At 61.7% G+C, this 25,839-nt stretch carries 23 protein-coding genes and 1 other RNA gene; 19 read left to right on the top strand and 5 right to left on the bottom strand.

Going from position 1 to position 25,839, the window contains the following annotated elements; all coding sequences use genetic code 11:
• Positions 1 to 71 precede the first annotated feature (71 nt).
• Positions 72 to 833: a YiaD family glycine zipper/OmpA-like lipoprotein gene (locus BLL38_RS16465; RefSeq protein WP_076963512.1), complete on the top strand. Its 762-nt coding sequence runs from the start codon at positions 72 to 74 to the stop codon at positions 831 to 833.
• A gap of 68 nt (positions 834 to 901) precedes the next feature.
• On the opposite strand, the gene BLL38_RS16460 is transcribed toward BLL38_RS16465, so the two are convergent.
• From BLL38_RS16460 to BLL38_RS16445, 4 genes are all read right to left on the bottom strand, one after another.
• Positions 902 to 1,483, bottom strand: a complete 582-nt coding sequence (locus BLL38_RS16460) for a BON domain-containing protein (protein ID WP_076963511.1) — start codon at positions 1,481 to 1,483, stop codon at positions 902 to 904.
• Positions 1,480 to 2,073 (bottom strand): phosphoheptose isomerase, encoded by a 594-nt coding sequence (locus BLL38_RS16455; RefSeq protein WP_003171862.1) that lies wholly within the window; start codon positions 2,071 to 2,073, stop codon positions 1,480 to 1,482. Before BLL38_RS16455 ends, BLL38_RS16460 begins: the two co-directional genes overlap by 4 nt.
• A gap of 104 nt (positions 2,074 to 2,177) precedes the next feature.
• Complete coding sequence (locus BLL38_RS16450; RefSeq protein WP_076963510.1) at positions 2,178 to 2,549, bottom strand: YraN family protein; 372 nt, start codon at positions 2,547 to 2,549, stop codon at positions 2,178 to 2,180.
• Positions 2,549 to 4,360 (bottom strand): penicillin-binding protein activator, encoded by a 1,812-nt coding sequence (locus BLL38_RS16445; protein ID WP_076963509.1) that lies wholly within the window; start codon positions 4,358 to 4,360, stop codon positions 2,549 to 2,551. Before BLL38_RS16445 ends, BLL38_RS16450 begins: the two co-directional genes overlap by 1 nt.
• 219 nt (positions 4,361 to 4,579) lie before the next feature.
• On the opposite strand from BLL38_RS16445, the gene rsmI reads away from it, so the two are divergent.
• The 18 genes from rsmI (at position 4,580) to lpxC (ending at position 24,053) form a co-directional block, all read left to right on the top strand.
• Positions 4,580 to 5,452 (top strand): 16S rRNA (cytidine(1402)-2'-O)-methyltransferase, encoded by an 873-nt coding sequence (gene rsmI, locus BLL38_RS16440; RefSeq protein ID WP_076963508.1) that lies wholly within the window; start codon positions 4,580 to 4,582, stop codon positions 5,450 to 5,452.
• 95 nt (positions 5,453 to 5,547) lie between these two features.
• An RNA gene (gene rnpB, locus BLL38_RS16435) (RNase P RNA component class A) lies at positions 5,548 to 5,901 on the top strand.
• A gap of 354 nt (positions 5,902 to 6,255) precedes the next feature.
• Complete coding sequence (gene mraZ, locus BLL38_RS16430; protein ID WP_003171868.1) at positions 6,256 to 6,711, top strand: division/cell wall cluster transcriptional repressor MraZ; 456 nt, start codon at positions 6,256 to 6,258, stop codon at positions 6,709 to 6,711.
• Entirely contained in the window at positions 6,708 to 7,655 is a 948-nt protein-coding gene (rsmH, locus tag BLL38_RS16425; protein WP_076963507.1) for a 16S rRNA (cytosine(1402)-N(4))-methyltransferase RsmH, read from the top strand. The genes mraZ and rsmH overlap by 4 nt, the downstream gene beginning before the upstream one ends.
• Entirely contained in the window at positions 7,652 to 7,945 is a 294-nt protein-coding gene (gene ftsL, locus BLL38_RS16420) for a cell division protein FtsL (protein ID WP_076963506.1), read from the top strand. Before rsmH ends, ftsL begins: the two co-directional genes overlap by 4 nt.
• Entirely contained in the window at positions 7,945 to 9,687 is a 1,743-nt protein-coding gene (locus BLL38_RS16415) for a peptidoglycan D,D-transpeptidase FtsI family protein (protein ID WP_162843722.1), read from the top strand. The genes ftsL and BLL38_RS16415 overlap by 1 nt, the downstream gene beginning before the upstream one ends.
• Positions 9,687 to 11,150 carry a UDP-N-acetylmuramoyl-L-alanyl-D-glutamate--2,6-diaminopimelate ligase gene (locus BLL38_RS16410; protein WP_076963504.1) on the top strand — a complete coding sequence of 488 codons (1,464 nt, stop codon included), beginning with the start codon at positions 9,687 to 9,689 and terminating at the stop codon, positions 11,148 to 11,150. The genes BLL38_RS16415 and BLL38_RS16410 overlap by 1 nt, the downstream gene beginning before the upstream one ends.
• Positions 11,143 to 12,513: a UDP-N-acetylmuramoyl-tripeptide--D-alanyl-D-alanine ligase gene (locus BLL38_RS16405; protein ID WP_076963503.1), complete on the top strand. Its 1,371-nt coding sequence runs from the start codon at positions 11,143 to 11,145 to the stop codon at positions 12,511 to 12,513. Before BLL38_RS16410 ends, BLL38_RS16405 begins: the two co-directional genes overlap by 8 nt.
• Positions 12,513 to 13,595 carry a phospho-N-acetylmuramoyl-pentapeptide-transferase gene (gene mraY / locus BLL38_RS16400; protein ID WP_076963502.1) on the top strand — a complete coding sequence of 361 codons (1,083 nt, stop codon included), beginning with the start codon at positions 12,513 to 12,515 and terminating at the stop codon, positions 13,593 to 13,595. Before BLL38_RS16405 ends, mraY begins: the two co-directional genes overlap by 1 nt.
• Before the next feature lie 6 nt (positions 13,596 to 13,601).
• Positions 13,602 to 14,948 carry a UDP-N-acetylmuramoyl-L-alanine--D-glutamate ligase gene (gene murD, locus BLL38_RS16395; protein ID WP_076963501.1) on the top strand — a complete coding sequence of 449 codons (1,347 nt, stop codon included), beginning with the start codon at positions 13,602 to 13,604 and terminating at the stop codon, positions 14,946 to 14,948.
• A complete protein-coding gene (ftsW, locus tag BLL38_RS16390; RefSeq protein ID WP_057958504.1) occupies positions 14,945 to 16,168 on the top strand; it encodes a putative lipid II flippase FtsW in 1,224 nt (407 codons plus the stop codon). The genes murD and ftsW overlap by 4 nt, the downstream gene beginning before the upstream one ends.
• Positions 16,158 to 17,228: an undecaprenyldiphospho-muramoylpentapeptide beta-N-acetylglucosaminyltransferase gene (murG, locus tag BLL38_RS16385; protein ID WP_076963500.1), complete on the top strand. Its 1,071-nt coding sequence runs from the start codon at positions 16,158 to 16,160 to the stop codon at positions 17,226 to 17,228. Before ftsW ends, murG begins: the two co-directional genes overlap by 11 nt.
• Positions 17,221 to 18,672 carry a UDP-N-acetylmuramate--L-alanine ligase gene (gene murC / locus BLL38_RS16380; protein WP_076963499.1) on the top strand — a complete coding sequence of 484 codons (1,452 nt, stop codon included), beginning with the start codon at positions 17,221 to 17,223 and terminating at the stop codon, positions 18,670 to 18,672. Before murG ends, murC begins: the two co-directional genes overlap by 8 nt.
• Complete coding sequence (locus BLL38_RS16375) at positions 18,669 to 19,628, top strand: D-alanine--D-alanine ligase (protein WP_076963498.1); 960 nt, start codon at positions 18,669 to 18,671, stop codon at positions 19,626 to 19,628. The genes murC and BLL38_RS16375 overlap by 4 nt, the downstream gene beginning before the upstream one ends.
• 4 nt (positions 19,629 to 19,632) lie before the next feature.
• Positions 19,633 to 20,499 (top strand): cell division protein FtsQ/DivIB, encoded by an 867-nt coding sequence (locus tag BLL38_RS16370; RefSeq protein ID WP_076963497.1) that lies wholly within the window; start codon positions 19,633 to 19,635, stop codon positions 20,497 to 20,499.
• Between the two features lie 15 nt (positions 20,500 to 20,514).
• Positions 20,515 to 21,774, top strand: a complete 1,260-nt coding sequence (ftsA, locus tag BLL38_RS16365) for a cell division protein FtsA (RefSeq protein ID WP_029297837.1) — start codon at positions 20,515 to 20,517, stop codon at positions 21,772 to 21,774.
• 64 nt (positions 21,775 to 21,838) lie between these two features.
• Positions 21,839 to 23,029: a cell division protein FtsZ gene (ftsZ, locus tag BLL38_RS16360; RefSeq protein ID WP_057444456.1), complete on the top strand. Its 1,191-nt coding sequence runs from the start codon at positions 21,839 to 21,841 to the stop codon at positions 23,027 to 23,029.
• A 112-nt stretch (positions 23,030 to 23,141) separates the two neighbouring features.
• Positions 23,142 to 24,053, top strand: a complete 912-nt coding sequence (lpxC, locus tag BLL38_RS16355) for a UDP-3-O-acyl-N-acetylglucosamine deacetylase (protein WP_029297841.1) — start codon at positions 23,142 to 23,144, stop codon at positions 24,051 to 24,053.
• Between the two features lie 225 nt (positions 24,054 to 24,278).
• Here lpxC and BLL38_RS16350 read toward each other — a convergent pair whose 3' ends face one another.
• The gene (locus BLL38_RS16350; protein WP_076963496.1) at positions 24,279 to 25,601 is read right to left on the bottom strand and encodes an OprD family porin; all 1,323 of its coding nucleotides are present in this window, start codon (positions 25,599 to 25,601) and stop codon (positions 24,279 to 24,281) included.
• Between the last annotated feature and the right edge of the window lie 238 nt (positions 25,602 to 25,839).

The raw sequence follows: 25,839 nt of genomic DNA, 5'->3' as shown, positions 1-25,839 counted from the left end.
GTTCCAAACTCGGCACAGGTCCATTGCCAATGTCCTCTGCATCACAGAATGCAAAAGTAGGAGCTTCCTTCATGTTCACTTCGCGTCGTCTGCTTGTTGTTGCCACTGCGGTAGCCCTGTTGTCGGGCTGTGCTTCCCCTAACCCTTACGATGGCAGCCAGGGACAGGCAGGCAGCGGTTCACAAGGTATGAGCAAAACCGCCAAGTACGGCGGCCTCGGCGCGCTGGCTGGCGCGTTGGCGGGGGCCGCCATTGACCACGATAACCGTGGCAAGGGGGCGCTGATCGGTGCCGCCGTGGCCGGTATCGGTGCTGCGGGTTATGGCTATTACGCTGACCAGCAGGAAAAGAAACTGCGTGAAAGCATGGCCAATACCGGCGTCGAGGTGCAGCGCCAGGGTGACCAGATCAAGCTGATCATGCCGGGTAACATCACGTTTGCGACTAACTCCGATGCGATCGCCAGCAGCTTCTACACCCCCTTGAACAACCTGGCGGGGTCGCTCAAGCAGTTCAACCAGAACACCATCCAGATTGTGGGTTATACCGACAGCACCGGCAGCCGCCAGCTCAACATGGACCTGTCCCAGCGGCGTGCGCAAAGCGTGGCCAACTACCTGACGTCCCAAGGTGTGAGCCCGACCAACCTGACCACCCGTGGAGCCGGCCCGGATAACCCGATTGCCAGCAACGCCGACGTCAACGGTCGTGCGCAGAACCGCCGCGTGGAGGTCAACCTCGGTCCGATCCCGGGCCAACAGTATGGCCAGCCTGCGCAGCAACAGCAGCAGAACAACCAGTTCCAGGGCAATCCGTACCAGCAGTACCAGTAACCGCCAGCCACAAAAAAGGGCGCCGTGCAGTCAATGCACGGCGCCCTTTTTTGTGGCTGGTGATTACATCAGTCGATGTACTCGAACAGCTTCACGATTTTCTGTACCCCGGACACACCCTGTACCAGGTTGGTCGCACGGGTGGCTTCCTGTTGGGTCAACAGGCCCATCAGGTAGACGATGCCGTTGTCAGTCACGACCTTGATCCGCGAGCCGGGAATTGCGCTGTCGGTGAGCATCTGTGCCTTGATCTTGGTGGTCAGCACGGCGTCATTGCTGATTGCCAGCAGGGTGATGGGCTGCGCGACCTGCAATTCGTTGTGGACTTTCTTGACCCGTTGCACAGTCGAAGCGGCTTGTTCGGCCTGGGTCTTGAGCTCGGCGCGCGGGGTTTGCCCGGCAAGCAGCACGATGCCGTTGAAACTGGTCACGACGATACGCGATGCGCCGTTGCCCAGGTCGGGGGCGGCCTTGGCCACGTTGACGCCGACCTTGGTCTCGATCAGCGAGTCATCGATCTTGCTACCAAAGGTACGTGTGCCGCGGTCGTCCTGGATCGGTGTGTCGCGGGTCGCAGTGATGGCCGAGGTGCAGCCGCTGATAGCGAGGCACAGCGTGATGGCCAAAAGGCTGAGGCGGTTAACGGTCATTCTTCACTCCCGAACAGTTGGCTGTCGATCAGATCGCACAGGCAGTGGATCGTCAGCAGATGGACTTCCTGAATACGTGCGGTGACATTGGCCGGGACGCGGATCTCCACGTCTTCGGGCAGCAGCAGCGAGGCCATGCCGCCACCGTCGCGCCCGGTCAAGGCTACGACAATCATTTCGCGATCATGTGCGGCCTGGATCGCTTGAATAATGTTCGCCGAGTTGCCGCTGGTGGAAATCGCCAGCAGCACATCGCCCGGTTGGCCCAGGGCACGGATTTGTTTGGAAAAGATTTCGTTGTAGCTGTAGTCGTTGGCGATCGAGGTGATCGTCGACGAATCGGTGGTCAAGGCGATAGCCGGCAGGCTCGGCCGCTCGCGCTCAAAGCGGTTGAGCAGCTCGGAGGAAAAGTGCTGGGCATCGCCGGCCGAGCCGCCGTTGCCGCACGAAAGCATTTTGCCTTCGTTGAGCAGGGCGTTGACCATGACCTGGCTGGCTTGCTCGATGTGCGGTGCAAGTACGTCCATCGCCTGTTGCTTGGTATCGATACTGGCCTGGAAAAGCTGGCGAATTCGGGATTGCATGTCCATCTGTGTGACCTTAAGTAGCGCGGCTGTATGGCACACGAATGTGCAGCCCGCAAAGCAAAGAGCAAAAGTGTGCGGTGAAGATGTCCGACCTGCCCAGGTGGTGCTCAGCCGTCGAAGGCATTGCGCAGCCAGTGCAGATCAGCGGTTCCGTGGGGCGTGCTTTGTATGGCAACCACATCGAAACGGCAGGGTGCGTCAGCCCAGCGCTGTTCACTGAGCAGGAAAAACTGCGCGGCGAGTATCAGCTTTTGGCGTTTACGCGCGTCGATACTGGCGAGCGCACCACCCCATTGTGCGTATTTTCTGTAGCGGACTTCGACAAATACTACTGTATCGCCGTCAAGCATGACCAGATCAAGCTCGCCGCGTTTACATAACCAGTTCTGCGCCAGCAGGCGCAGACCCTGTTGCTGCAAGTGTTCAAGTGCTTGTTGTTCGGCATCCTTGCCGCTTTGTGCGCTGGAGCGTGGGGGCATCAGCGCGGGGTATCGGGCAGGCGTTCGATCTGGCCGCTGACAAACTTGGCCCACGGCATCTGGCGTTCGATCCGCTGGCTTGGGCTCATGCCCAGGTTGCCGGAAAGGCCATCGATACGGGTATCGGGCAGCGCCTTGAGTTGACCCAGGCGTGGTGCCAGGCGGTAGGCGTCTACGCCCATCGCATAGAGGCGGCCCAGGCTGCCATTGGCTTGTGGCCATTGTGCGGTGACCTGGTTGCGCAGCGGGTCGGTGGTGTTGAGCAGCCACGGCGTTTCACAGAACATAATGCCGTTCATGTCGTTGTACTGGTTTTTGTCGCCACTGGCACTGAACACGTGGGAAGTGGCATACACCGGCACATCGCCCGCGTACTGGAAGTTCAGCGTCGGCTTGATCTGCTGGGCCTGTTGCGGCGTCACGGCGAGGAAGATGAACTCGATATCCTGGCGACGCGAGGGCTGTGCCGCGACATCCGCGCCAACCGTGCTTTGCAGGCTCTTGGCGCGACCTTCGCTCTGGCGCAGCTTGAACAGATCGGCGATCTGCTGGGCCAGGGCCACAGGCTGGTCGACATATTCGACGCCGATCAGGGTGCCGCCGTTGGCTTCCCAGTCCTGGCGGAAGGCCTTGAGCACGCGCTCGCCCCATTCGCCTTTGGGCACCATGGCGGCGGCGCGGTGCAGGCCGTCAGCGCGGGCGCGACGCGATACTTCGCGGGCTTCGTCTTCGGCCGCCAGGCCGAACTGGAACAGTTGCGCCGGGGCTTGGTCGCCCTCGCTGTAGTTCAGCGCCAGGGTGGTGATGGGCAATTGCGGGCGGGCGCTGAGTTGCTTGACCAGCGGCTTTTCCAGCGGGCCGATCACCAGTTGCACGCCGTCAGCCTGGGCCTTCTTGTAGAACTCATCGAGGGAGCTGACGCGTGAGCTGTCATAGACCTCGATGACCGGTGGCTTCTGCCCGGCCTGTTGCGCCTGGTAGTGCGCGGCCATGAAGCCTTCGCGCAGGGCCTTGGCCACGCTGGCCAGCGGGCCTTGTTGCGGCAACAGCAGGGCGATTTTATTCAGGGGCTGGCTGGCCAGCTCCTTGAGCCTGGTTAGCGGCGTCGGCAGTTGCACCGCCGCCGGGTGTGCAGGGTTCTGCGCACGCCAGGTATCAATGGCAGCTTGCTGCTGCTCCAGGGTGCCGGCGTTCTTGATGGCCTGGGCCAGGGTGATCCAGCCGTCGAGCACCGGGTTGCCGCTGGCCTGCAGCTGCTCGCCAGGCACGGCGGCAATCAGGCTCCAGATGGCTTCGTGGTTGCTCGCGGCGGCATCGCCGGTGAGCAACGGGGCCATGGCCACGCGTTCGCGGGCGGCGGCCAGGGTCTGGCCGTCGGCTTCATAGGCGCGAGCATGCACGGTGCCGGTGCGGATCTGCTGCTCCGGCGGCAATTCCTTGAGGTTTTGCAGGCTTGGGTGGCTCAGCGCCGCCAACGCTGCCTTGGGCTGGTTGCGGCCCATGGCCAGTTCTGCCGTGAGGGTGCTGGCAAAGATCTGGGCGGCTGGCTTGAGGCTGTCCAGTGGCACTTGCGCGAGGATCTGCGCGGAGCGTGCTGGATTGTTCTGCTGGAAAGCCATGTCTGCCGCGCTCAGGCGCAGCAGTGCAGCGTGTTCCGGGGTCTTGGCCGAAGTCGCCTGTTCGAGCAACTGTTCGATGGTGGCATCCGGGGTCCGTGGGAGTTCGCCAAGGCTGGAGGAGGGCGAGCTGGCGCAAGCCGCCAACAGGGCAGCAAGGCAGAGGGCAGAGAACAGCCGCAGGCAAGCGATCATGTAAGTGTTCCTGATACCGATCAAATTAGCGTGGAATTGTACCCAAGCACTGGCCGGGGCGCGATGTTACTGGCGTGAAACCGTCTATTTAGATCGTTTAAATGTTGCAGGGTGTCAGTAACCACCGCAAACAGACCGTCTGGACGCGACCCCGTTGGCGCATTTTCTTGACGTCTACGCGCTACAATATGGCTTTTGCCAATCATCGAGGTGTGCGCTTTGACTGCTCCAGGTCCTTTGAATTCCACTGCTGGCTCGCTTTTTGTGGTGGCGACGCCCATTGGCAACCTGGACGACATCAGCGCGCGGGCGCTGAAAGTGTTGCGCGAAGCCAAGTTGATTGCGGCGGAAGACACCCGGCACTCGCTGCGCCTGATGCAGCACTTCGGTATCGCCACGCCCTTGGCGGCCTGCCATGAGCACAATGAGCGTGACGAGGGCAGCCGCTTTATTACCCGCCTGCTCGCAGGCGATGACGTGGCGTTGATTTCCGATGCCGGTACGCCGTTGATCTCCGATCCGGGCTACCACCTGGTCCGTCAGGCACGTGCCGCGGGTATCAATGTAGTCCCGGTTCCCGGGGCGTGCGCGTTGATTGCGGCCTTGTCGGCGGCGGGCTTGCCGTCCGACCGCTTTATCTTCGAGGGTTTCCTGCCGGCCAAGGCCGTGGGGCGCCGGGCGCGCCTGGAACTGTTGAAGGAAGAGCCGCGCACCCTGATCTTCTATGAAGCGCCGCACCGTATCCTCGAGTGCCTGCAGGACATGGAGCTGGTCTTTGGTGGTGAGCGCCTGGCCTTGCTGGCGCGGGAGCTGACCAAGACCTTTGAAACCCTCAAGGGCCTGCCGCTGCAAGAGCTGCGGGCGTTTGTCGAGGGTGACAGCAATCAGCAGCGCGGTGAGTGCGTGGTGCTGGTTGCGGGCTGGACGGCGCCGGAAAGTGAAGATGCCGTGGGCAGCGAAGCGATGCGTGTGCTGGACCTGCTGCTCAAGGAAATGCCACTCAAGCGCGCCGCGGCCCTGGCCGCAGAAATCACCGGGGTGCGCAAGAACGTGTTGTATCAGGCCGCGCTTGATAAGCAAAAGAGCGAATAGTTCCAGGGTTTAACGCGCACGGCGTCGGAACATGATGGCAATGCTGTCTTTTAATACTTGTTCTAAGGCCGCCGTGCCGTTAACCTTCGCGGCGGAGAGTCGATTGGACAGTCGCTGCCCTCTATGAAAATTAGGGGGGGGAGGAAAGTCCGGGCTCCATAGGGCGAAGTGCCAGGTAATGCCTGGGGGGCGTGAGCCTACGGAAAGTGCCACAGAAAATAACCGCCTAAGCACTTCGGTGCCGGTAAGGGTGAAAAGGTGCGGTAAGAGCGCACCGCGCGACTGGCAACAGTTCGTGGCTAGGTAAACCCCACTTGGAGCAAGACCAAATAGGGTTCCAAGGCGTGGCCCGCGCTGGAACCGGGTAGGTTGCTAAAGATGTCCAGTGATGGCCATCGTAGACGAATGACTGTTCAAGACAGAACCCGGCTTATAGATCGACTCTCCACCTTTTTCCTTTTGCACGAGTCTCGGGCAGAAACCAGGTAGTAACGCAAGAATCCCTCCCTGCCAAATCATTGGCAGATGCGTCTTCGTAATACCGAAAAAATCTTACTCTTAATAAATTACTTTAAGTTCCAGCTCTAGCTCTTTGAGCTATTTGGGGTTGTTGAGTCAAAAACATCGCCGAACTCCCGTTTCTCCTCCTTTTACGCTCCTAAATCTCCGTTCTGTAAGGCTTTTCCTTTAATCCGCGCCTTGACGGTGTGGTGGGCGCATTCCTATAGTGTGCGCAAGTGGCGGAAAGTGGCACAAAGTGGGTTTTTTGAACGTAAAACGCTAAAATTTGGAGAAACGCACCTGTGTTTCGCGGAGCTAACGCTATCAGTCTCGATGCAAAAGGCCGTCTCGCCATGCCGAGCCGGTATCGTGACGAGCTCATTTCGCGAAGTTCCGGGCAATTAATCATCACGATTGATGCCGTTGACCCTTGTTTGTGTGTTTACCCCCTCGATGAGTGGGAGTTGATTGAAACCAAGTTGCGCGCTCTGCCTTCGTTGCGTGAAGAAAACCGTCGCCTGCAACGTTTGCTGATTGGTAATGCCGTCGATCTCGAACTCGATGGCAGTGGTCGTTTCCTGGTTCCACCGCGTCTGCGCGAATACGCCAAGCTCGATAAGCGCGCGATGCTGGTAGGCCAACTGAACAAGTTCCAATTGTGGGACGAAGATGCCTGGGATGCTGTGTCTGCAGCTGACCTGGCTGCTATTCAACAACCGGGCGCCATGCCTGATGAACTGCGTGATTTGATCCTGTGACTATTGATAGCGGCTTTAACCACATCACCGTGCTGCTTGACGAAGCCGTCGAGGCTCTCGCCGTGCGCCCTGATGGCTGCTATCTGGATGGCACGTTCGGGCGCGGTGGGCACAGCCGGTTGATCCTCAGCCGGCTCGGCCCGCAGGGCAAACTCCTTGGGTTCGACAAGGATCCCCAGGCGATTGCCACCGGGCAAGCGCTAGCGGCCGAAGACGGCCGCTTTGTCGTTGTGCAGCGCAGCTTCGCCGAGCTGGGCGCGGAAGTCGCCGAGCGGGGCATGGCGGGCAAGGTGGCCGGGGTTCTGCTGGACCTGGGCGTGTCCTCGCCGCAGCTGGACGACCCGGAGCGCGGCTTCAGTTTCATGAACGATGGCCCGCTGGACATGCGCATGGACCCGAGCCGTGGCATCAGCGCCGCGCAGTTCATCGCTACCGCGCCCCACGAAGAAATCACCCGTGTGTTCAAGGAATACGGCGAAGAGCGCTTCGCCGGCCGCATGGCGCGTGCCGTGGTCGAACGCCGGGAGATCCAGCCGTTCGAGCGCACCGCCGACCTGGCTGAAGTGCTGAAAGTCGCCAACCCGGCGTGGGAGAAGGGCAAGAACCCGGCAACCCGCGCATTCCAGGGCTTGCGTATTCACGTCAACAACGAATTGGGTGACCTGGAGGCTGGCCTTGAGGCGGCCCTGGAGTCCCTGGAAGTGGGTGGTCGCCTGGTGGTGATCAGCTTCCACTCCCTGGAAGACCGTATCGTCAAACTGTTTATGCGGCGTCTGGTCAAGGGCGAAACCGATAACCTGCCGCGCAACCTGCCGGTACGGTTTGAAGCCTTTGTGCCGAAAATCAAAGTCCATGGCAAAGCGCAGTTCGCATCCGAAGCCGAACTCAAGGCCAACCCACGTGCGCGCAGCGCCGTCATGCGCGTTGCGGAGAAGCTGCGGTGAGCAGGCTTTTCGCCAAGCCCCTGCCGGGCGGCAGCTTCTTTATGATGCTGCTGTACGTCGGCGTGCTGGTGTCCGCAATTGCGGTGTCCTACAGCGCCCACTGGAATCGCCAGTTGCTCAATAGCCTGTACGGCGAATTGAGCGTGCGCGACAAGGCCCAGGCGGAATGGGGCCGGTTGATCCTGGAACAAAGCACCTGGACGGCCCACAGCCGCATCGAAGTGCTGGCCGCCGAACAGCTGAAGATGCACATTCCTGGCGCCGCGGAAGTCCGCATGGTGGCGCCATGATGAAACTCGAAGGCGCACTCTACCCGTGGCGCTTCCGCGTCGTGCTGGGCTTGCTCGCGTTGATGGTGGGCGCGATTGCCTGGCGCATCATCGACCTGCAAGTGGTGGATCGCGACTTCCTGATCGGCCAGGGCGATGCCCGCAGCCTGCGGCATATCCCGATTCCTGCGCACCGCGGGCTGATCACCGACCGTAACGGCGAGCCCCTGGCTGTCAGTACTCCGGTCACCACCCTGTGGGCCAATGCCAAGGAACTGCAAGTGGCCAAGGACAAATGGACCGAGCTGGCCCACGCCCTCGGCCAGGACCCCAAGGCCCTCAAGGACCGTCTTGAAGCCCAGGCCAATAAAGAATTCATCTATCTGGTTCGCGGCCTCACCCCTGAACAGGGCCAGGGCGTGCTCGACCTGAAAATCCCCGGTGTCTACGGCATCGAGGAATTTCGGCGTTTCTACCCGGCCGGCGAGACCACTGCCCATATGGTGGGCTTCACCGACATTGACGATCATGGCCGCGAAGGGGTGGAACTGGCCTACGACGAGTGGCTGGCCGGGGTTCCCGGCAAGCGGCAGGTCATCAAGGATCGGCGCGGCAGACTGATCAAGGATGTCCAGGTCACCAAAAACGCCAAGGCCGGTAAGCCCTTGGCGTTGTCGATTGACCTGCGCCTGCAATACCTGGCCAACCGCGAGCTGCGTAACGCCATCATTGAGAACGGCGCCAAGGCCGGCAGCCTGGTGATCATGGACGTGAAGACCGGCGAGATCCTCGCCATGGTCAACCAGCCGACCTACAACCCGAACAACCGTCGCAACCTGCAACCGGCGATGATGCGCAACCGCGCGATGATCGACGTGTTCGAGCCGGGTTCGACCATGAAAGCCATCTCCATGAGTGCGGCCCTGGAATCCGGGCGCTGGAAGCCCACCGACAAGGTCGAGGTCTATCCCGGCACCCTGCAACTGGGCAAATACACCATTCGCGACGTCTCCCGTAGCGAAGGCCCGGTGCTGGACCTGACCGGCATCCTGATCAACTCCAGTAACGTGGGCATGAGTAAAGTCGCCTTTGATATCGGCGGCGAGACCATCTACCACCTGGCGCAGAAGATCGGCCTGGGCCAGCCCACGGGCCTGGACTTCCCGGGCGAGCGCGTCGGCAACCTGCCCAACTACCGTGAATGGCGCAAGGCCGAGACCGCGACCCTGTCCTACGGCTATGGCCTGTCGGTGACCGCGATCCAGCTGGCCCACGCCTTTTCCGTGCTGGCCAACAATGGCCGTATGACGCCGTTGAGCCTGATCCACGTGGACGAAGCGCCGAAATCCGAACAGGTCATCCCGGAAAACGTCGCCAAGACCATGCAGACCATGCTGCAACAAGTGATCGAGGCGCCACGCGGCGTGTTCCGTGCCCAGGTGCCGGCCTATCACGTGGCCGGCAAGTCTGGTACCGCGCGCAAGACCTCGGTGGGCACCAAGGGCTACGCGGAAAACTCCTACCGCTCGCTGTTCGCCGGCTTCGGTCCCATGAGCGACCCGCGATACGCCATCGTGGTGGTCATCGACGAACCGAGCAAGGCCGGCTACTTCGGTGGCCTGGTCTCGGCGCCGGTCTTCAGCAAAGTCATGTCCGGCACCCTGCGTTTGATGAACATTACGCCGGATAACCTGCCGCCGACTCAACAAGCCAACGCCGGACCACCGGCTGCTGCTGTAAAAGCCAATGGAGGGCGCGGCTGATGTCTCTTAGCCTGAACAAGATTTTCGCCCACGCTGGCCGCGATCTGTTGATTCGCGAACTGAGCCTGGACAGCCGTAGCGTACGCGCCGGCGACCTGTTCCTGGCCGTGCCGGGCGGTAAGCTCGATGGCCGGGCCCATATTGCCGACGCCTTGCAACGCGGTGCGGCGGCCGTGGCCTATGAAGTCGAAGGCGCCACTGTATTACCGATGACCGATGTGCCGTTGATTCCGGTCAAGGGCCTGGCAGCGCAGCTGTCGGATATCGCCGGGCGTTTTTATGGCGACCCGAGCCGCCAGCTCAACCTGATTGGCGTCACCGGCACCAACGGCAAGACCAGCGTTACCCAGCTGGTGGCCCAGGCGCTGGACCTTTTGGGGCAGCACTGCGGCATCGTTGGCACCCTGGGCACCGGTTTCTATGGCGCGCTGCAAAGCGGCCTGCACACCACGCCGAACCCGATTGCCGTACAGGCGACCCTGGCCGACCTGAAAAAGGCCGGGGCCAAGGCGGTGGCCATGGAAGTGTCGTCCCACGGCCTGGACCAGGGCCGGGTGAGTGCCCTGGCGTTCGACGTGGCGGTGATGACCAACCTGTCCCGCGACCACCTGGATTACCACGGCAGCATGCAGGCGTACGCCGCCGCCAAGGCCAAGCTGTTCGGCTGGACTGACCTGAAGTGCCGCGTGGTGAACCTCGATGACGCATTCGGTCGCCAACTGGCCGCCGAAAAAAGCGAAGCGCGCCTGATCAGCTACAGCCTGGAAGACGCCAGCGCCTACCTGTATTGCCGCGAAGCCCAGTTCAATGACGAAGGCGTACTCGCTACGCTGGTCACGCCCCAGGGCGAGCACCATTTGCGCAGCACCTTGCTCGGTCGCTTCAACCTGAGCAACGTCCTCGCGGCCATCGGCGCCTTGCTGGGCCTGGATTACGCCCTGGATGAGATCCTGCGTGTATTGCCCAAGCTCGAAGGCCCAGCCGGGCGCATGCAGCGCTTGGGGGGCGGGACGCAGCCACTGGTGGTGGTCGACTACGCCCACACCCCGGATGCCCTGGAAAAAGTCCTTGAAGCCCTGCGCCCTCATGCCAAGGGCAAGTTGCTGTGCCTGTTCGGCTGTGGCGGCGACCGCGATCGCGGCAAACGCCCGCTGATGGCCGAGATCGTCGAGCGCCTGGCCGACGGCGTGCTGGTCACCGATGACAACCCTCGCAGCGAAGCGCCGAGCCAGATTTTCGAGGATATCCGCGCCGGCTTCAAAGACGCCGCCCACGTGACGTTTGTGGCCGGTCGTGGCGCGGCCATTGCCCAATTGATTGCCAGCGCCAGCGCTGACGATGTGGTAGTCCTGGCCGGCAAAGGCCATGAGGACTACCAGGAAATCAACGGCGAGCGCCATGCCTTCTCCGATCTGGTCGAGGCTGATCGCGCCTTGACCGCGTGGGAGGTGGCCCATGCTTAAGGCCATGACGTTCAGCGCACTGACCCAGGCTTTGTCGGCCCGTGTGTTGTCGAGCGATTGCAGCTTCGACGGTGTCAGTATCGACAGTCGCAACATCAAGTCGGGGCAACTGTTTGTCGCCCTGGCCGGCCCGCGTTTCGACGGGCATGACTACTTGAATGAGGTGGCTGCCAAAGGCGCGGTCGGCGCCCTGGTGCAGCGTGAAGTCACTGACTCGACCCTGCCGCAGTTGCTGGTGGCCGACACCCGCCTGGCCCTTGGCCAATTGGGCGCGCTGAACCGTGCTGCATTTACCAACCCGGTGGCGGCGATCACCGGTTCCAGCGGCAAGACCACGGTCAAGGAACTGCTCGCCGGTATTCTGCGTACGCGCGGGCCGGTGCTGGCCACCCGTGGCAACCTCAACAATGATTTTGGCGCACCGCTGACCTTGCTGGAACTGGCCCCGGAACATACCGCCGCCGTGATCGAGCTGGGCGCGTCGCGCATTGGCGAGATTGCCTACACCGTGGCCATGACCCGGCCGCACGTCGCCATTATCAACAACGCCGGGACCGCCCACGTTGGCGAGTTTGGCGGCCCCGAGAAGATCGTCCAGGCCAAGGGTGAAATCCTTGAAGGCCTGGACGCTTCCGGGACCGCAGTCCTGAACCTCGATGACAAGGCCTTTGAAACCTGGCGTGGACGTGCCGCCGGGCGCAAGGTCTTGAGCTTTGCCGTGCACAACGCCGCAGCCGACTTCCATGCCTCGAACATCACGCTCGACGCCCGTGGCTGCCCGGCCTTCACCCTGCACAGCCCGCAGGGTGACGAGCACGTGCAACTGAACCTGCTGGGCAACCATAACGTTGCCAACGCCCTGGCTGCTGCGGCTGCCGCCTACGCTCTGGGCGTGTCGCTGTTCGGCATTGCCACCGGCCTTGGCGCCGTGCAGCCGGTCAAGGGCCGCACCGTGGCACAACTGGCGAGCAACGGCATGCGCGTGATTGATGACACTTACAACGCCAACCAGTCCTCGGTCTGCGCGGCCATTGACCTGCTCAAAGGCTTCGCCGGACGCAAGGTCCTGGTACTGGGCGATATCGCCGAACTGGGCGACTGGGCCGAACAGTCCCACCGCGAAGTGGGTGCCTACGCCAGTGGCAAAGTCGACGCCCTCTACGCCGTCGGCCCGAACATGGCCCATGCCGTCGCTGCGTTCGGTGCAGGCGCGCGGCATTTCGCGAGCCAGGCCGAATTGATCCAGGCGCTGGGCGCGGCCGAACACGACAAACACACAACCATTTTGATCAAGGGATCGCGCAGCGCGGTGATGGAAAACGTCGTCGCGGCCTTGTGTGGCTCAAGTACGGAGAAACATTAATGCTGCTGCTGCTGGCTGAGTATCTGCAACAGTTCCACAAAGGCTTCGCGGTCTTTCAGTACCTGACCCTGCGCGGGATTCTGGGTGTGCTGACCGCGCTGTGTTTGTCGCTGTTCCTCGGGCCATGGATGATCCGTACTCTGCAAAACCTGCAGATCGGCCAGTCCGTGCGCAATGACGGCCCGCAGTCGCACCTGTCCAAGTCTGGCACTCCAACCATGGGCGGCGCGTTGATCCTGTCGTCCATCGGCATCAGCACCTTGCTCTGGGCCGACCTGGCCAACCGCTATGTGTGGGTGGTGTTGCTGGTGACCCTGCTGTTCGGCGCCATCGGCTGGGTCGATGACTACCGCAAGGTGATCGAGAAGAACTCCAAGGGCCTGCCAAGCCGCTGGAAGTACTTCTGGCAATCGGTGTTCGGCCTGGGCGCGGCGATCTTCCTTTATATGACGGCGCCAAGCGCGGTGGAAACCACCCTGATTTTCCCGATGCTCAAGGATGTCAGCATCCCGTTGGGCATTGGCTTCGTGGTGCTGACCTACTTTGTGATCGTCGGCTCCAGCAACGCGGTCAACCTGACCGATGGCCTCGACGGCCTGGCGATCATGCCGACGGTGATGGTGGGCGGCGCCCTGGGCATCTTCTGCTACCTGTCGGGTAACGTGAAATTCGCCGAATACCTGCTGATCCCTTATGTCCCGGGCGCGGGTGAATTGATTGTGTTCTGCGGCGCGCTGATCGGTGCCGGGCTGGGCTTTTTGTGGTTCAACACCTATCCGGCCCAGGTGTTTATGGGCGACGTCGGCGCCCTGGCGCTGGGTGCGGCCCTGGGCACCATTGCCGTGATCGTGCGCCAGGAAATCGTCCTGTTCATCATGGGCGGTGTGTTCGTGATGGAAACCCTGTCGGTGGTGATCCAGGTGGCGTCCTTCAAGTTGACCGGCCGCCGCGTGTTTCGCATGGCGCCGATTCATCACCACTTTGAACTCAAGGGCTGGCCGGAGCCACGGGTGATCGTCCGTTTCTGGATCATCACCGTGATTCTTGTGCTGGTTGGCCTTGCCACCCTGAAACTGAGGTAGAAACGAGTGTCCCTGATCGCTTCAGACCACTTCCGCATCGTTGTCGGCCTCGGCAAGAGCGGCATGTCCCTGGTTCGCTTCCTGGCGAACCGGGGCACGTCGTTTGCCGTGGCCGATACGCGGGAAAATCCACCGGAGCTGGTCACGCTGCGCCGTGACTACCCGCACGTGGAAGTGCGTTGTGGCGAGTTGGATGTGGAATTTCTGTGCCGTGCCGACGAGCTCTACGTGAGCCCCGGCCTGGCCCTGGCGACCCCGGCCCTGCAAGCGGCAGCGGCGCGTGGCGTGAAGTTGTCCGGCGATATCGAGCTGTTTGCGCGTAACGCCAAGGCGCCCATCGTGGCGATCAGCGGCTCCAACGCCAAGAGCACCGTCACCACCCTGGTCGGCGAAATGGCGGCTGCGGCCGGCAAGCGCGTGGCGGTGGGCGGTAACCTCGGTACGCCGGCCCTGGATTTGCTCAGCGACGATATCGAGCTGTACGTCATGGAACTGTCGAGCTTCCAGTTGGAGACCACCGATCAGCTCGGCGCCGAAGTGGCCACCGTGTTGAACGTCAGCGAAGACCATATGGACCGCTACAGTGGCCTGCCGGCTTATCACCTGGCCAAGCACCGGATCTTCCGTGGTGCGCGCCAGGTAGTGGTCAACCGCCAGGATGCCCTGAGCCGTCCGTTGATGGGCGAGGGCCTGCCATGCTGGACCTTCGGCCTGAGCAAACCCGATTTCAAGGCCTTTGGTATCCGTGAAGAGAATGGCGAGAAATACCTGGCCTTCGAATTCCAGAACCTGATGCCGGTGCGTGAACTGAAAATCCGTGGCGCCCACAACCAGTCCAATGCCCTGGCGGCGTTGGCGTTGGGGCATGCGGTCGGCTTGCCGTTCGACGCGATGCTGTCGAGCCTGCGCACCTTCGCCGGCCTCGAACACCGCTGCCAGTGGGTGCGCGACCTGGATGGCGTGAGCTACTACAACGATTCCAAGGCCACCAATGTCGGCGCCGCGCTGGCCGCCATCGAAGGCCTGGGTGCCGATATCGACGGCAAACTGCTGCTGATCGCCGGTGGCGATGGCAAGGGTGCCGACTTCAAGGACCTCAAGGGCCCGGTGGCTGCTCATTGCCGTGCCGTGGTGCTGATGGGTCGTGACAGCGACTTGATCGCCGCCGCCCTGGGCGACGCGGTGCCGCAAGTGCGCGCCACTTCCCTGGACGATGCCATCGCTCAGTGCCGCGCCCTGGCCCAGCCCGGTGATGCGGTGCTGCTGTCGCCGGCGTGCGCCAGTTTCGACATGTTCAAGAACTACGAAGAACGCGGCCAGTTGTTCGCCCGTGCCGTGGAGGGCTTGGCATGAGTCTGGACCTGAAGAACATCATCAAGCCGTACCCATCGCCGATCATTACCGGGCGCGGGATCGACCTCGACTTCCCGATGCTTGCCGGTTGCCTGGCGCTACTGGGCCTGGGCCTGGTGATGATCACCTCGGCGTCCTCGGAAGTGGCCGCCGTGCAGTCGGGCAACACCCTGTACCACATGATCCGCCACCTGATTTACCTGGTGATTGGCCTCGGTGCGTGCATCGTCACCATGATGATCCCTATCGCCACCTGGCAGCGCCTGGGTTGGCTGATGCTGCTCGGTGCCTTCGGCCTGCTGGTGATGGTGATCGTCCCCGGCATTGGCCGCGAGGTGAACGGTTCGATGCGCTGGATCGGCTTCGGCGCGTTCAACGTACAACCTTCGGAAATCGCCAAGGTGTTCGTGGTGATTTACCTGGCCGGTTACCTGGTGCGTCGCCAGAAAGAAGTGCGGGAAAGCTGGATGGGCTTCTTCAAGCCGTTCATCGTGCTGCTGCCCATGGCTGGCCTGTTGCTGATGGAGCCGGACTTCGGCGCCACCGTGGTGATGATGGGCGCTGCGGCCGCGATGCTGTTCTTGGGTGGCGTTGGCTTGTTCCGCTTTGCCCTGATGGTTGGCCTGGCGGTGGCGGCCGTGACCATCCTGGTGCAGGCGCAACCCTACCGGATGGCACGCCTGATCACCTTTACCGACCCGTGGTCCGACCAGTTCGGCTCCGGCTACCAGTTGACCCAGGCGCTGATTGCCTTCGGTCGCGGCGAGTGGCTGGGCGTGGGCCTGGGCAACAGCGTGCAGAAGCAGTTCTACCTGCCGGAAGCCCATACCGACTTCGTGTTCTCGGTACTCGCCGAAGAACTGGGCGTGGTTGGCTCCCTGGCCACCGTCGGGTTGTTCGTGTTCGTCTGCGTGCGGGCCATGTACATCGGCCTGTGGGCCGAGAAAGCCAAACAGTTTTTTGCCGCCTATGTGGCGTACGGCCTGGCCTTCCTGTGGATCGGCCAGTTCCTGATCAACATTGGCGTGAACGTCGGCCTGCTGCCGACCAAGGGCTTGACCCTGCCGTTCCTCAGCTATGGCGGCAGTTCGTTGGTGATCTGCTGTGCCTGTCTGGGCTTGTTGCTGCGTATCGAGTGGGAGAGTCGAACCCATTTGGGCAGCGAAGAGATGGAATTTAGCGAGAGCGATTTTGCCGAGGAGCCGACCCATGGGCGCTAACGTGCTGATCATGGCTGGTGGCACCGGCGGCCACGTGTTCCCGGCGCTGGCCTGTGCCCGTGAGTTCCAGGCCCGCGGCTACACCGTGCATTGGCTGGGGACGCCCCGTGGCATCGAAAATGAATTGGTCCCGGCGGCCGGTTTGCCCCTGCACCTGATCAACGTCAGCGGCCTGCGCGGCAAGAGCAAGTTGTCGTTGCTCAAGGCACCGTTGGTGTTGCTCAAGGCGGTATGGCAGGCACGCAAGGTGATCCGTGAGTTGAAGCCGGTGTGTGTGCTGGGCTTTGGTGGCTATGTCACCGGTCCCGGCGGTGTGGCCGCGCGGTTGGCCGGTGTGCCGGTGATCGTCCACGAGCAAAACGCTGTGGCCGGTACTGCTAACCGCCTGTTGGCGCCATTGGCGGCGCGGGTCTGCGAGGCATTCCCGAATACGTTTGCAGCCATGGACAAGCGCCGCACCACCGGTAACCCGGTGCGTACCGAACTGTTTATGGACATTGCCCGCCAGGCCCTGACCGGGCGCAAGGCGCACCTGCTGATCCTGGGTGGAAGCCTGGGCGCCGAGCCGTTGAACAAATTGCTGCCAGAAGCGCTGGCGCAACTGCCTGTGGACCTGCGTCCCGAGATCTTCCACCAGGCTGGTAAGAACCACGATGAAGTGACTGCCGCCCGCTACCGCGAGGCCGGGGTCGAGGCGACGGTCGAGCCCTTTATCAAAGACATGGCCCATGCCTATGGCTGGGCCGACCTGGTGGTCTGTCGCGCAGGTGCGTTGACCGTCAGTGAACTGGCTGCCGCCGGTCTGCCGTCCTTGCTGGTGCCCTTGCCCCATGCCATCGACGATCACCAGACCCGCAACGCCGAATATTTGGCCGGGGAGGGCGCTGCCTTCCTGCTGCCGCAAAGAACGACTGGCGCCGCCGACCTGGCCGCACGCCTGACTGAGGTTTTGATGCAACCCGAACGACTGAACAGCATGGCGAGTACCGCAAGCCGCCTGGCCAAACCCGACGCCACCCGCAGCGTGGTTGATATCTGCCTGGAGGTGGCCCATGGTTGAGAATCAAAAAGCCATGCCACAACCAGAAATGCGCCGCATCCGGCGCATCCACTTCGTCGGTATCGGCGGCGTGGGCATGTGCGGGATCGCCGAGGTGTTGCTGAACCTGGGTTACCAGGTCTCCGGTTCCGACCTCAAGACCTCGCCGGTCACCGAGCGCCTGGAGTCGTTTGGCGCGCAGATCTTTATCGGCCACCGTGCCGAGAACGCCGCGCAGGCCGATGTACTGGTGGTTTCCAGTGCCGTGAACACCACCAACCCGGAAGTGGCCACTGCCCTTGAGCGGCGCATTCCCGTGGTGCCCCGCGCCGAGATGCTGGCCGAGCTGATGCGTTACCGCCACGGTATCGCGGTCGCCGGCACCCACGGCAAGACCACCACCACCAGCCTGATCGCCTCGGTGTTCGCCGCCGGCGGCCTGGACCCGACCTTCGTGATCGGTGGCCGGCTGAATGCAGCAGGTACCAATGCACAACTGGGGACCAGCCGCTATCTGATCGCCGAAGCCGATGAGAGCGATGCCAGCTTCCTGCACCTGCAGCCGCTGGTGGCCGTGGTCACCAACATCGACGCCGACCATATGGCGACCTACGACGGTGACTTCAACAAGTTGAAGAAAACCTTCGTCGAGTTCCTGCATAACCTGCCGTTCTACGGTTTGGCCGTGGTGTGCCTGGACGATCCGGTGGTGCGGGAAATCCTGCCGCTGGTCAAGCGTCCTACCGTGACCTACGGCTTCAGCGAAGACGCCGACGTACGTGCGATCAATGTCCGTCAGCAAGGCATGCAGACCTTCTTTACCGTGCTGCGCCCGGATCGTGAACCCTTGGATGTGTCGGTGAACATGCCGGGCAACCACAATGTGCTCAATTCCCTGGCGACCATCTGCATCGCCACCGATGAGGGCGTCAGCGATGAAGCCATCGTCGAAGGCCTGTCGGGTTTTGCCGGCGTGGGCCGGCGCTTCCAGGTCTACGGCCAGTTGCCGGTAGACGGCGGCGACGTGATGCTGGTGGACGACTACGGTCACCACCCGACCGAAGTCGCGGCCGTGATCAAGGCTGTGCGCGGTGGCTGGCCGGAGCGTCGCCTGGTGATGGTCTACCAGCCGCACCGCTACAGCCGCACCCGCGATTTGTACGACGATTTTGTCAATGTATTGGCCGATGCCAACGTGTTGCTGCTGATGGAAGTCTACCCGGCCGGTGAAGAACCGATCCCCGGCGCCGACAGCCGCAAGCTGTGCAACAGCATCCGCCAGCGCGGGCAACTGGACCCGATCTATATCGAGCGGGGTGTGGACCTGGCGCCGATCGTCAAGCCGCTGCTGCGTGCCGGCGACATCCTGCTGTGCCAGGGTGCCGGTGATATCGGCGGCCTTGCCCCTAAATTGCTGGCGAGCCCGCTGTTTGCTGCCGCCGCTGTACAGGGGAAGTCGAAATGACTACGAACTACGACTCCCTGTTCTCCACCATCGCGCCTGCCGACTTCGGCCGCGTAGCCGTGCTGTTCGGCGGCAAGAGCGCTGAGCGTGAAGTGTCGCTCAAGTCCGGCAATGCCGTGCTCCAGGCGCTGCAAAGCGCCGGGGTGAACGCTTTTGGCATCGACGTGGGCGATGACTTCCTCGCCCGCCTGCAGGCCGAGAAGATCGACCGCGCCTTTATCATTCTTCATGGCCGTGGCGGTGAAGACGGCAGCATGCAAGGCCTGCTGGAGTGCGCCGGCATTCCCTACACCGGCAGTGGCATCCTCGCCTCGGCCCTGGCCATGGACAAGTTGCGCACCAAGCAGGTGTGGCACAGCCTGGGCATTCCGACGCCGCGTCACCGCGTGTTGTGCAGTGAAGACGATTGTATTTCGGCGGCCAAGGAACTGGGCCTGCCTTTGATCGTCAAACCAGCCCATGAAGGCTCCAGTATCGGCATGGCCAAAGTGAACTCGGCCGCCGAATTGATCGACGCATGGAAAGCGGCCAGTACCTACGATTCGCAAGTGTTGGTGGAACAGTGGATCCAGGGTCCCGAGTACACCATCGCCACCCTGCGTGGCCAGGTATTGCCGCCCATCGCATTGGGCACGCCTCACACCTTTTATGACTACGACGCCAAGTACCTGGCTTCCGATACCCAGTACCGGATCCCATGCGGCCTCGATGCAACCAAAGAGCAGGAATTGATGGACCTCACGGCGCAAGCCTGTGAGGCGTTGGGTATCGCCGGTTGGGCGCGGGCAGACGTGATGCAGGATGACCAGGGGAACTTCTGGTTCCTGGAAGTCAACACCGCACCGGGCATGACCGACCACAGCCTGGTGCCCATGGCTGCACGCGCAGCCGGCCTGGACTTCCAGCAGTTGGTGCTGGCGATTCTGGCGGCTAGCTATATAGAGGCACGAGGTTAAGACCATGCAAGGCGCATCGCTTCGTCATCAGCCACCCGCTCCCGGCCGCAAGCCGGTGCCGCGGGGTGCCAGTCGAATGGTGGCTAAAGAGCCGATGTCGGCGCGCCTGCCGAAAGCCAACTTTGGTTTTCTCAAGGCCCTGTTCTGGCCGGTGTTGTTGGTGGCGTTGGGCTTTGGCACCTATGAAGGTGCGCAGCGCCTGTTGCCGTATGCCGACCGCCCGATCAGCAAGATCAGCGTGCAGGGCGACTTGAGCTACATCAGCCAGCAAGCGGTGCAGCAGCGGATCGCGCCTTTTGTCGCGGCGAGCTTCTTCACCATCGACCTGGCAGGCATGCGTGCCGAGCTGGAGCAGATGCCGTGGATTGCCCACGCCGAAGTACGGCGCGTGTGGCCGGATCAAGTGACGATCCGCCTGGAAGAGCAACTGCCCGTGGCCCGCTGGGGCGACGAAGCGCTGTTGAATAACCAGGGCCAGGCGTTCAACCCGCGTGAGCTGGCCAATTACGAGCATTTGCCGCAGTTGTTCGGGCCGCAACGGGCACAGCAACAAGTGATGCAGCAGTACCAGGCGTTGAGCCAGATGCTGCGGCCACTGGGCTTCTCCATTGCGCGCCTGGAATTGCGCGAGCGGGGCAGCTGGTTTTTGACCACCGGGGCAGGCAGTTCCGGCCCGGGCATCGAGTTGTTGCTGGGACGCGACCACCTGGTGGAAAAGATGCGCCGCTTTATCGCCATCTACGACAAAACCCTGAAAGAACAGATTACGAACATTGCGAGCATCGACCTGCGTTACGCCAACGGCCTGGCCGTTAGCTGGCGCGAACCGGCTGCGCCCACGACAGCGCAGCCCGCTGTCGCGAAGAATTAAGAAGAGGCAGGACCCATGGCAAACGTGCAAAGCGGCAAAATGATCGTCGGTCTCGATATCGGCACCTCCAAAGTGGTGGCGCTGGTAGGCGAGGTCGCGGACGACGGCACGCTGGAAATCGTCGGAATCGGCACGCATCCGTCCCGGGGCCTGAAGAAGGGCGTGGTGGTCAATATCGAGTCCACCGTGCAATCGATCCAGCGCGCCATCGAAGAGGCGCAACTGATGGCCGGCTGCCGGATTCACTCGGCGTTCGTCGGTGTGGCGGGCAATCACATCCGCAGCCTGAACTCCCACGGCATCGTGGCGATCCGCGACCGTGAAGTCAGCTCGGCCGACCTGGAGCGCGTCCTCGACGCCGCCCAGGCCGTGGCGATCCCGGCTGACCAGCGTGTGTTGCACACCCTGCCGCAGGACTACGTGATCGATAACCAGGAAGGCGTGCGTGAGCCCCTGGGCATGTCGGGCGTACGTCTGGAAGCCAAGGTCCACGTGGTGACCTGCGCCGTGAATGCCGCACAGAACATTGAAAAATGCGTGCGCCGCTGCGGCCTGGAAATCGACGACATCATTCTTGAGCAGCTTGCTTCCGCGTATTCGGTCCTGACCGACGACGAAAAAGAGCTGGGCGTGTGCCTGGTGGACATCGGCGGCGGCACCACCGATATCGCGATTTTTACCGAAGGTGCGATTCGTCACACTGCGGTGATCCCGATTGCCGGCGACCAGGTGACCAACGACATCGCTATGGCGCTGCGCACACCGACCCAGTACGCCGAAGAAATCAAGATCCGCTACGCCTGCGCCCTGGCCAAGCTGGCCGGTGCCGGTGAAACCATCAAGGTGCCGAGCGTGGGCGACCGCCCACCGCGCGAACTGTCGCGCCAGGCCCTGGCCGAAGTGGTCGAGCCGCGCTACGACGAACTGTTCACCCTGATCCAGGCTGAACTACGCCGCAGCGGCTACGAAGATTTGATCCCGGCCGGCATCGTGCTGACCGGTGGCACCTCGAAGATGGAAGGCGCGGTTGAACTGGCCGAGGAAATCTTCCACATGCCGGTCCGCCTGGGCGTGCCCCATGGCGTCAAGGGCCTGGGCGACGTGGTGCGCAACCCGATTTATTCCACCGGTGTGGGCTTGCTGTTGTATGGCCTGCAAAAGCAGACCGACGGCATTTCCCTGTCGGGCATTGGCAGCCGCGAAAGCTATAGCAGTGACGAGCCCAAAGCGCCGTTGCTGGAGCGCCTGCAAGCCTGGGTGAAAGGCAATTTCTAACGATTTACCGCAACACCGTTTCAAGTAGTAGGCGAAAAAACTAGAGAAATGAAGGAGAGGGAAAATGTTCGAACTCGTAGACAACATCCCCGCAAGCCCGGTTATTAAAGTAATCGGTGTTGGCGGTGGCGGCGGCAACGCTGTCAATCATATGGTCAAGAGCAACATTGAAGGCGTTGAATTCATCTGCGCCAACACTGATGCCCAGGCGCTCAAAAGCATCGGCGCGCGGACCATCCTGCAATTGGGCACAGCCGTGACCAAGGGCCTGGGCGCTGGCGCCAATCCAGAAGTCGGCCGTCAAGCCGCCCTGGAAGACCGCGAGCGTATTGCCGAAGTGCTGCAAGGCACCAACATGGTGTTTATCACCACCGGCATGGGCGGCGGTACCGGTACCGGTGCGGCGCCAATCATTGCCGAAGTGGCCAAGGAAATGGGGATCCTGACGGTCGCGGTCGTGACCCGTCCGTTCCCGTTCGAGGGCCGCAAGCGCATGCAGATCGCCGACGAAGGCATCCGTCTGCTGTCTGAAAGCGTGGACTCGTTGATCACCATCCCCAACGAGAAACTGCTGACCATCCTCGGTAAAGACGCCAGCCTGCTGTCGGCTTTCGCCAAGGCCGATGACGTACTGGCCGGTGCCGTTCGCGGTATCTCCGACATCATCAAGCGTCCGGGCATGATCAACGTCGACTTTGCCGACGTGCGTACGGTCATGAGCGAAATGGGCATGGCGATGATGGGCACTGGCTGCGCCAGCGGTCCTAACCGTGCACGCGAAGCGACCGAAGCGGCCATCCGCAACCCGTTGCTCGAAGACGTGAACCTGCAAGGTGCACGCGGCATCCTGGTGAACATCACCGCCGGTCCCGACCTGTCCCTGGGTGAGTACTCCGACGTGGGTAGCATCATCGAAGCCTTCGCTTCCGAGCACGCGATGGTCAAGGTCGGTACCGTTATCGACCCGGACATGCGCGACGAACTGCATGTGACCGTGGTTGCCACGGGTCTGGGCGCAAAAATCGAGAAGCCTGTGAAGGTCATCGACAATACCGTGCACACCAGCCAGGCCTCGGCCGCCGCTCCAGCACCTGCTCGCCAGGAACTGCCGTCGGTGAACTACCGTGACCTGGATCGTCCGACCGTGATGCGCAACCAGGCCCAGGCCGGTGCTGCGGCGTCCCGTAGCCCGAATCCGCAAGATGATCTGGACTACCTGGACATCCCGGCTTTCCTGCGTCGTCAGGCCGATTAATGGAATGTATCAGGGCTATGAAGGTGATTGGTGTTCAGCAAAGGTCTGGTCTGTTATTATCGCCAGCCTTTGTTGATACCAGTTCGCAATTTGCGCTGAAGCGGTCCAAGCCATGATTAAACAACGCACCCTGAAGAATATTATCCGTGCCACAGGTGTAGGTCTGCACTCCGGGGAGAAGGTATACCTGACCCTCAAGCCCGCACCTGTCGACACCGGCATCGTGTTTGTTCGTGCCGACCTGGACCCTGTGGTGCAGATTCCTGCTCGCGCGGAAAACGTTGGCGAAACCACCATGTCGACCACATTGGTCAACGGTGACGTCAAAGTGGACACGGTGGAGCACTTGCTCTCGGCCATGGCTGGCCTGGGCATCGATAACGCCTACGTCGAGCTCTCCGCGTCTGAAGTCCCGATCATGGATGGTAGCGCTGGACCTTTCGTATTCCTGATTCAATCTGCCGGCCTGGAAGAACAGGACGCAGCCAAGAAGTTCATTCGCATTCTGCGGGAAGTGACAGTAGAAGACGGCGACAAGCGCGCCACCTTCGTTCCGTTTGAAGGCTTTAAAGTGAGCTTTGAGATCGATTTCGATCACCCGGTATTCCGTGACCGCACCCAAAGTGCAAGCGTGGATTTTTCCAGCACTTCGTTCGTAAAAGAAGTCAGCCGCGCCCGTACCTTTGGTTTCATGAGTGACATCGAGTACCTGCGCAAGCACAACCTCGCACTCGGCGGCAGCGTGGAAAACGCCATCGTGGTCGACGCGGATGGTGTACTGAACGAAGACGGCCTTCGCTATGAAGACGAATTCGTGAAGCACAAGATCCTCGATGCAATTGGTGACCTCTACCTGCTGGGCAATAGCCTGATAGGTGAGTTCAAAGGCTTCAAGTCGGGCCATGCACTGAACAACCAGCTCCTGCGCAAGTTGATTGAGCAGAAAGATGCTTGGGAAGTCGTGACCTTTGAAGATGCCAGCACTGCACCGATCTCTTACATGCGTCCCGTTGCGGCGGTGTAAGTAACCACTCTCTTTCTTTAGTTTTTAAAGGCTGCCTTCGGGTGGCCTTTTTTTATTTCTGCGTTCTGGCCATGCTTCGCCGCCGCCCTGGTGGCCATGGCGGTCGGTGAAGGCCTTGCAGTGATCGGTGCCAATCATCAACAGGGCCCAGGGTTCGGTCGAGCGGCGGGCGCGCTCCCATTTCAAGGGCAAGCGGCCCGCGCTGGCAAAAAAGATAATGGGCCGTCAGAACACATTGATCGGGTAGTCGACGATCACCCGGTACTCATCCACATCGCGGTCCACTGCCGAGTAGCCATTGCTGCCACGGTTGGTCGCCCATTGCAGGCGTACGGACAGGTCCTTGGCCTTGCCGCCCTGTATCACGTACTTGAGGTCGATATCCCGTTCCCAGTGCTTGGCGTTCTTGCCATCGGCGCTGTACCAGGCCGAATAGCCCCGGCTGTTGGGATCGACCTTGGTCAGGTCGGTCTTGCCGCTGATATAGGACACCGCCGAGGTCAGGCCGGGCACGCCAAGGCCGGCGAAGTCATAGGCGTACTTGAGTTTCCACGAGCGCTCGTTGGGGCCGTTGAAGTCCGAGTATTGCTGGGAGTTGTCCAGGTACACGCTGTCGCCCTGGACGATGTAGTCGAACGGGGTGTTGCCGTTGACCCGCTGGTATGCGGCGGTGACGCTGTGATTGCCCACGCCCACGGTGAAATGCAGGCTGTAGGTGTTGTTGTCGATATCCCCCAGCAGGGCATGGCCGGTGTCCTGGGTATGGTAGAAGTGCAGGCCGGGGTTGAGGCTGACCAGGTCGTTGAGTGCGTAGGTGTAGTCCAGGTCGTAGTAGTACTGGTTCCACACGTCCTTGAGTTCGGCGGCGTACAGGTTGCTGGTCAGCCCTGGCAGGCCGCTCCAGGCTACGCCGGCCCAGGTCATATGCTGACTGTCCTGGCCCTTGGGCAGCACGCCATAACTGGTGCCGATGCGCCCGTGGCCACTCTGGTTGTAGAGCTTGGCAAAACTGGCCTGGCCGCCTTCGAGCATCCAGCCGTCAAGGCTGTGGTTGGTCAGGCTGACACCACGGAAGGTCTCGGGCAGCATGCGGGTCATGCCACCGGCAATCACCGGGTTGTTGAGGAACAGGTCGCCGGCTTTGAGTTCGGTATCCAGGGCGCGCATTTTCAGGGTGCCGCCACCGGTGGAAAACGAGCCCGGCGCTTTGCCGTTGCCGCTGCCGTACGGCAGGATGCTGGAGCCGTCGGTGCCGCCGCCGCCGTCCAGTTTCAGGCCGAGCATGGCATGGGCGTCCAGGCCAAAACCCACAGTGCCCTGGGTGTAGCCGGACTCGAAGATCCCGAGCAAACCCTGGCCCCACTCTTTGCTGTCGTCGGTGTGGGTGTCACGACGGTCGCGGTTCATGTAGTAGTTGCGGGTGTTGATCGTGAGGCTGGAGCCTTCGACAAAACCGTCAGCGGCTGGGGCGTCTGCTGCATGGGCGAGCGGGGGGATAGTTGCTGCAATCGCGAGGAATAGCGGGGTGAGTGTCAGCGCGGTTTTCACCGGGGAGCTCCTTTGGGTCAGTCTAAATGGCCAATGTTGTGGGGCGTTCCTGGCCTTTTTTTACGGCAAAAAAAAGCCGCTGAAGTCAGCGGCTTTAAGACAGATTCCCAGTATAGAGCCCTGGCAATAAGTCGAGGGAAATGGCAGGGCGGGTCGGCTGTCTTTGCCGTCTCGCTCGTCGATGCGACATAGTGGCGCAGGCGAGCGGTACGGTACAGAGTGTAACAAGATAATAACT

This window comes from Pseudomonas gessardii (assembly GCF_001983165.1).
Taxonomy (GTDB): domain Bacteria; phylum Pseudomonadota; class Gammaproteobacteria; order Pseudomonadales; family Pseudomonadaceae; genus Aquipseudomonas; species Aquipseudomonas gessardii.
The sequence above is the reverse complement of the archived record's forward strand: the minus strand, read 5'-3'. Positions and strand labels throughout refer to the sequence as shown.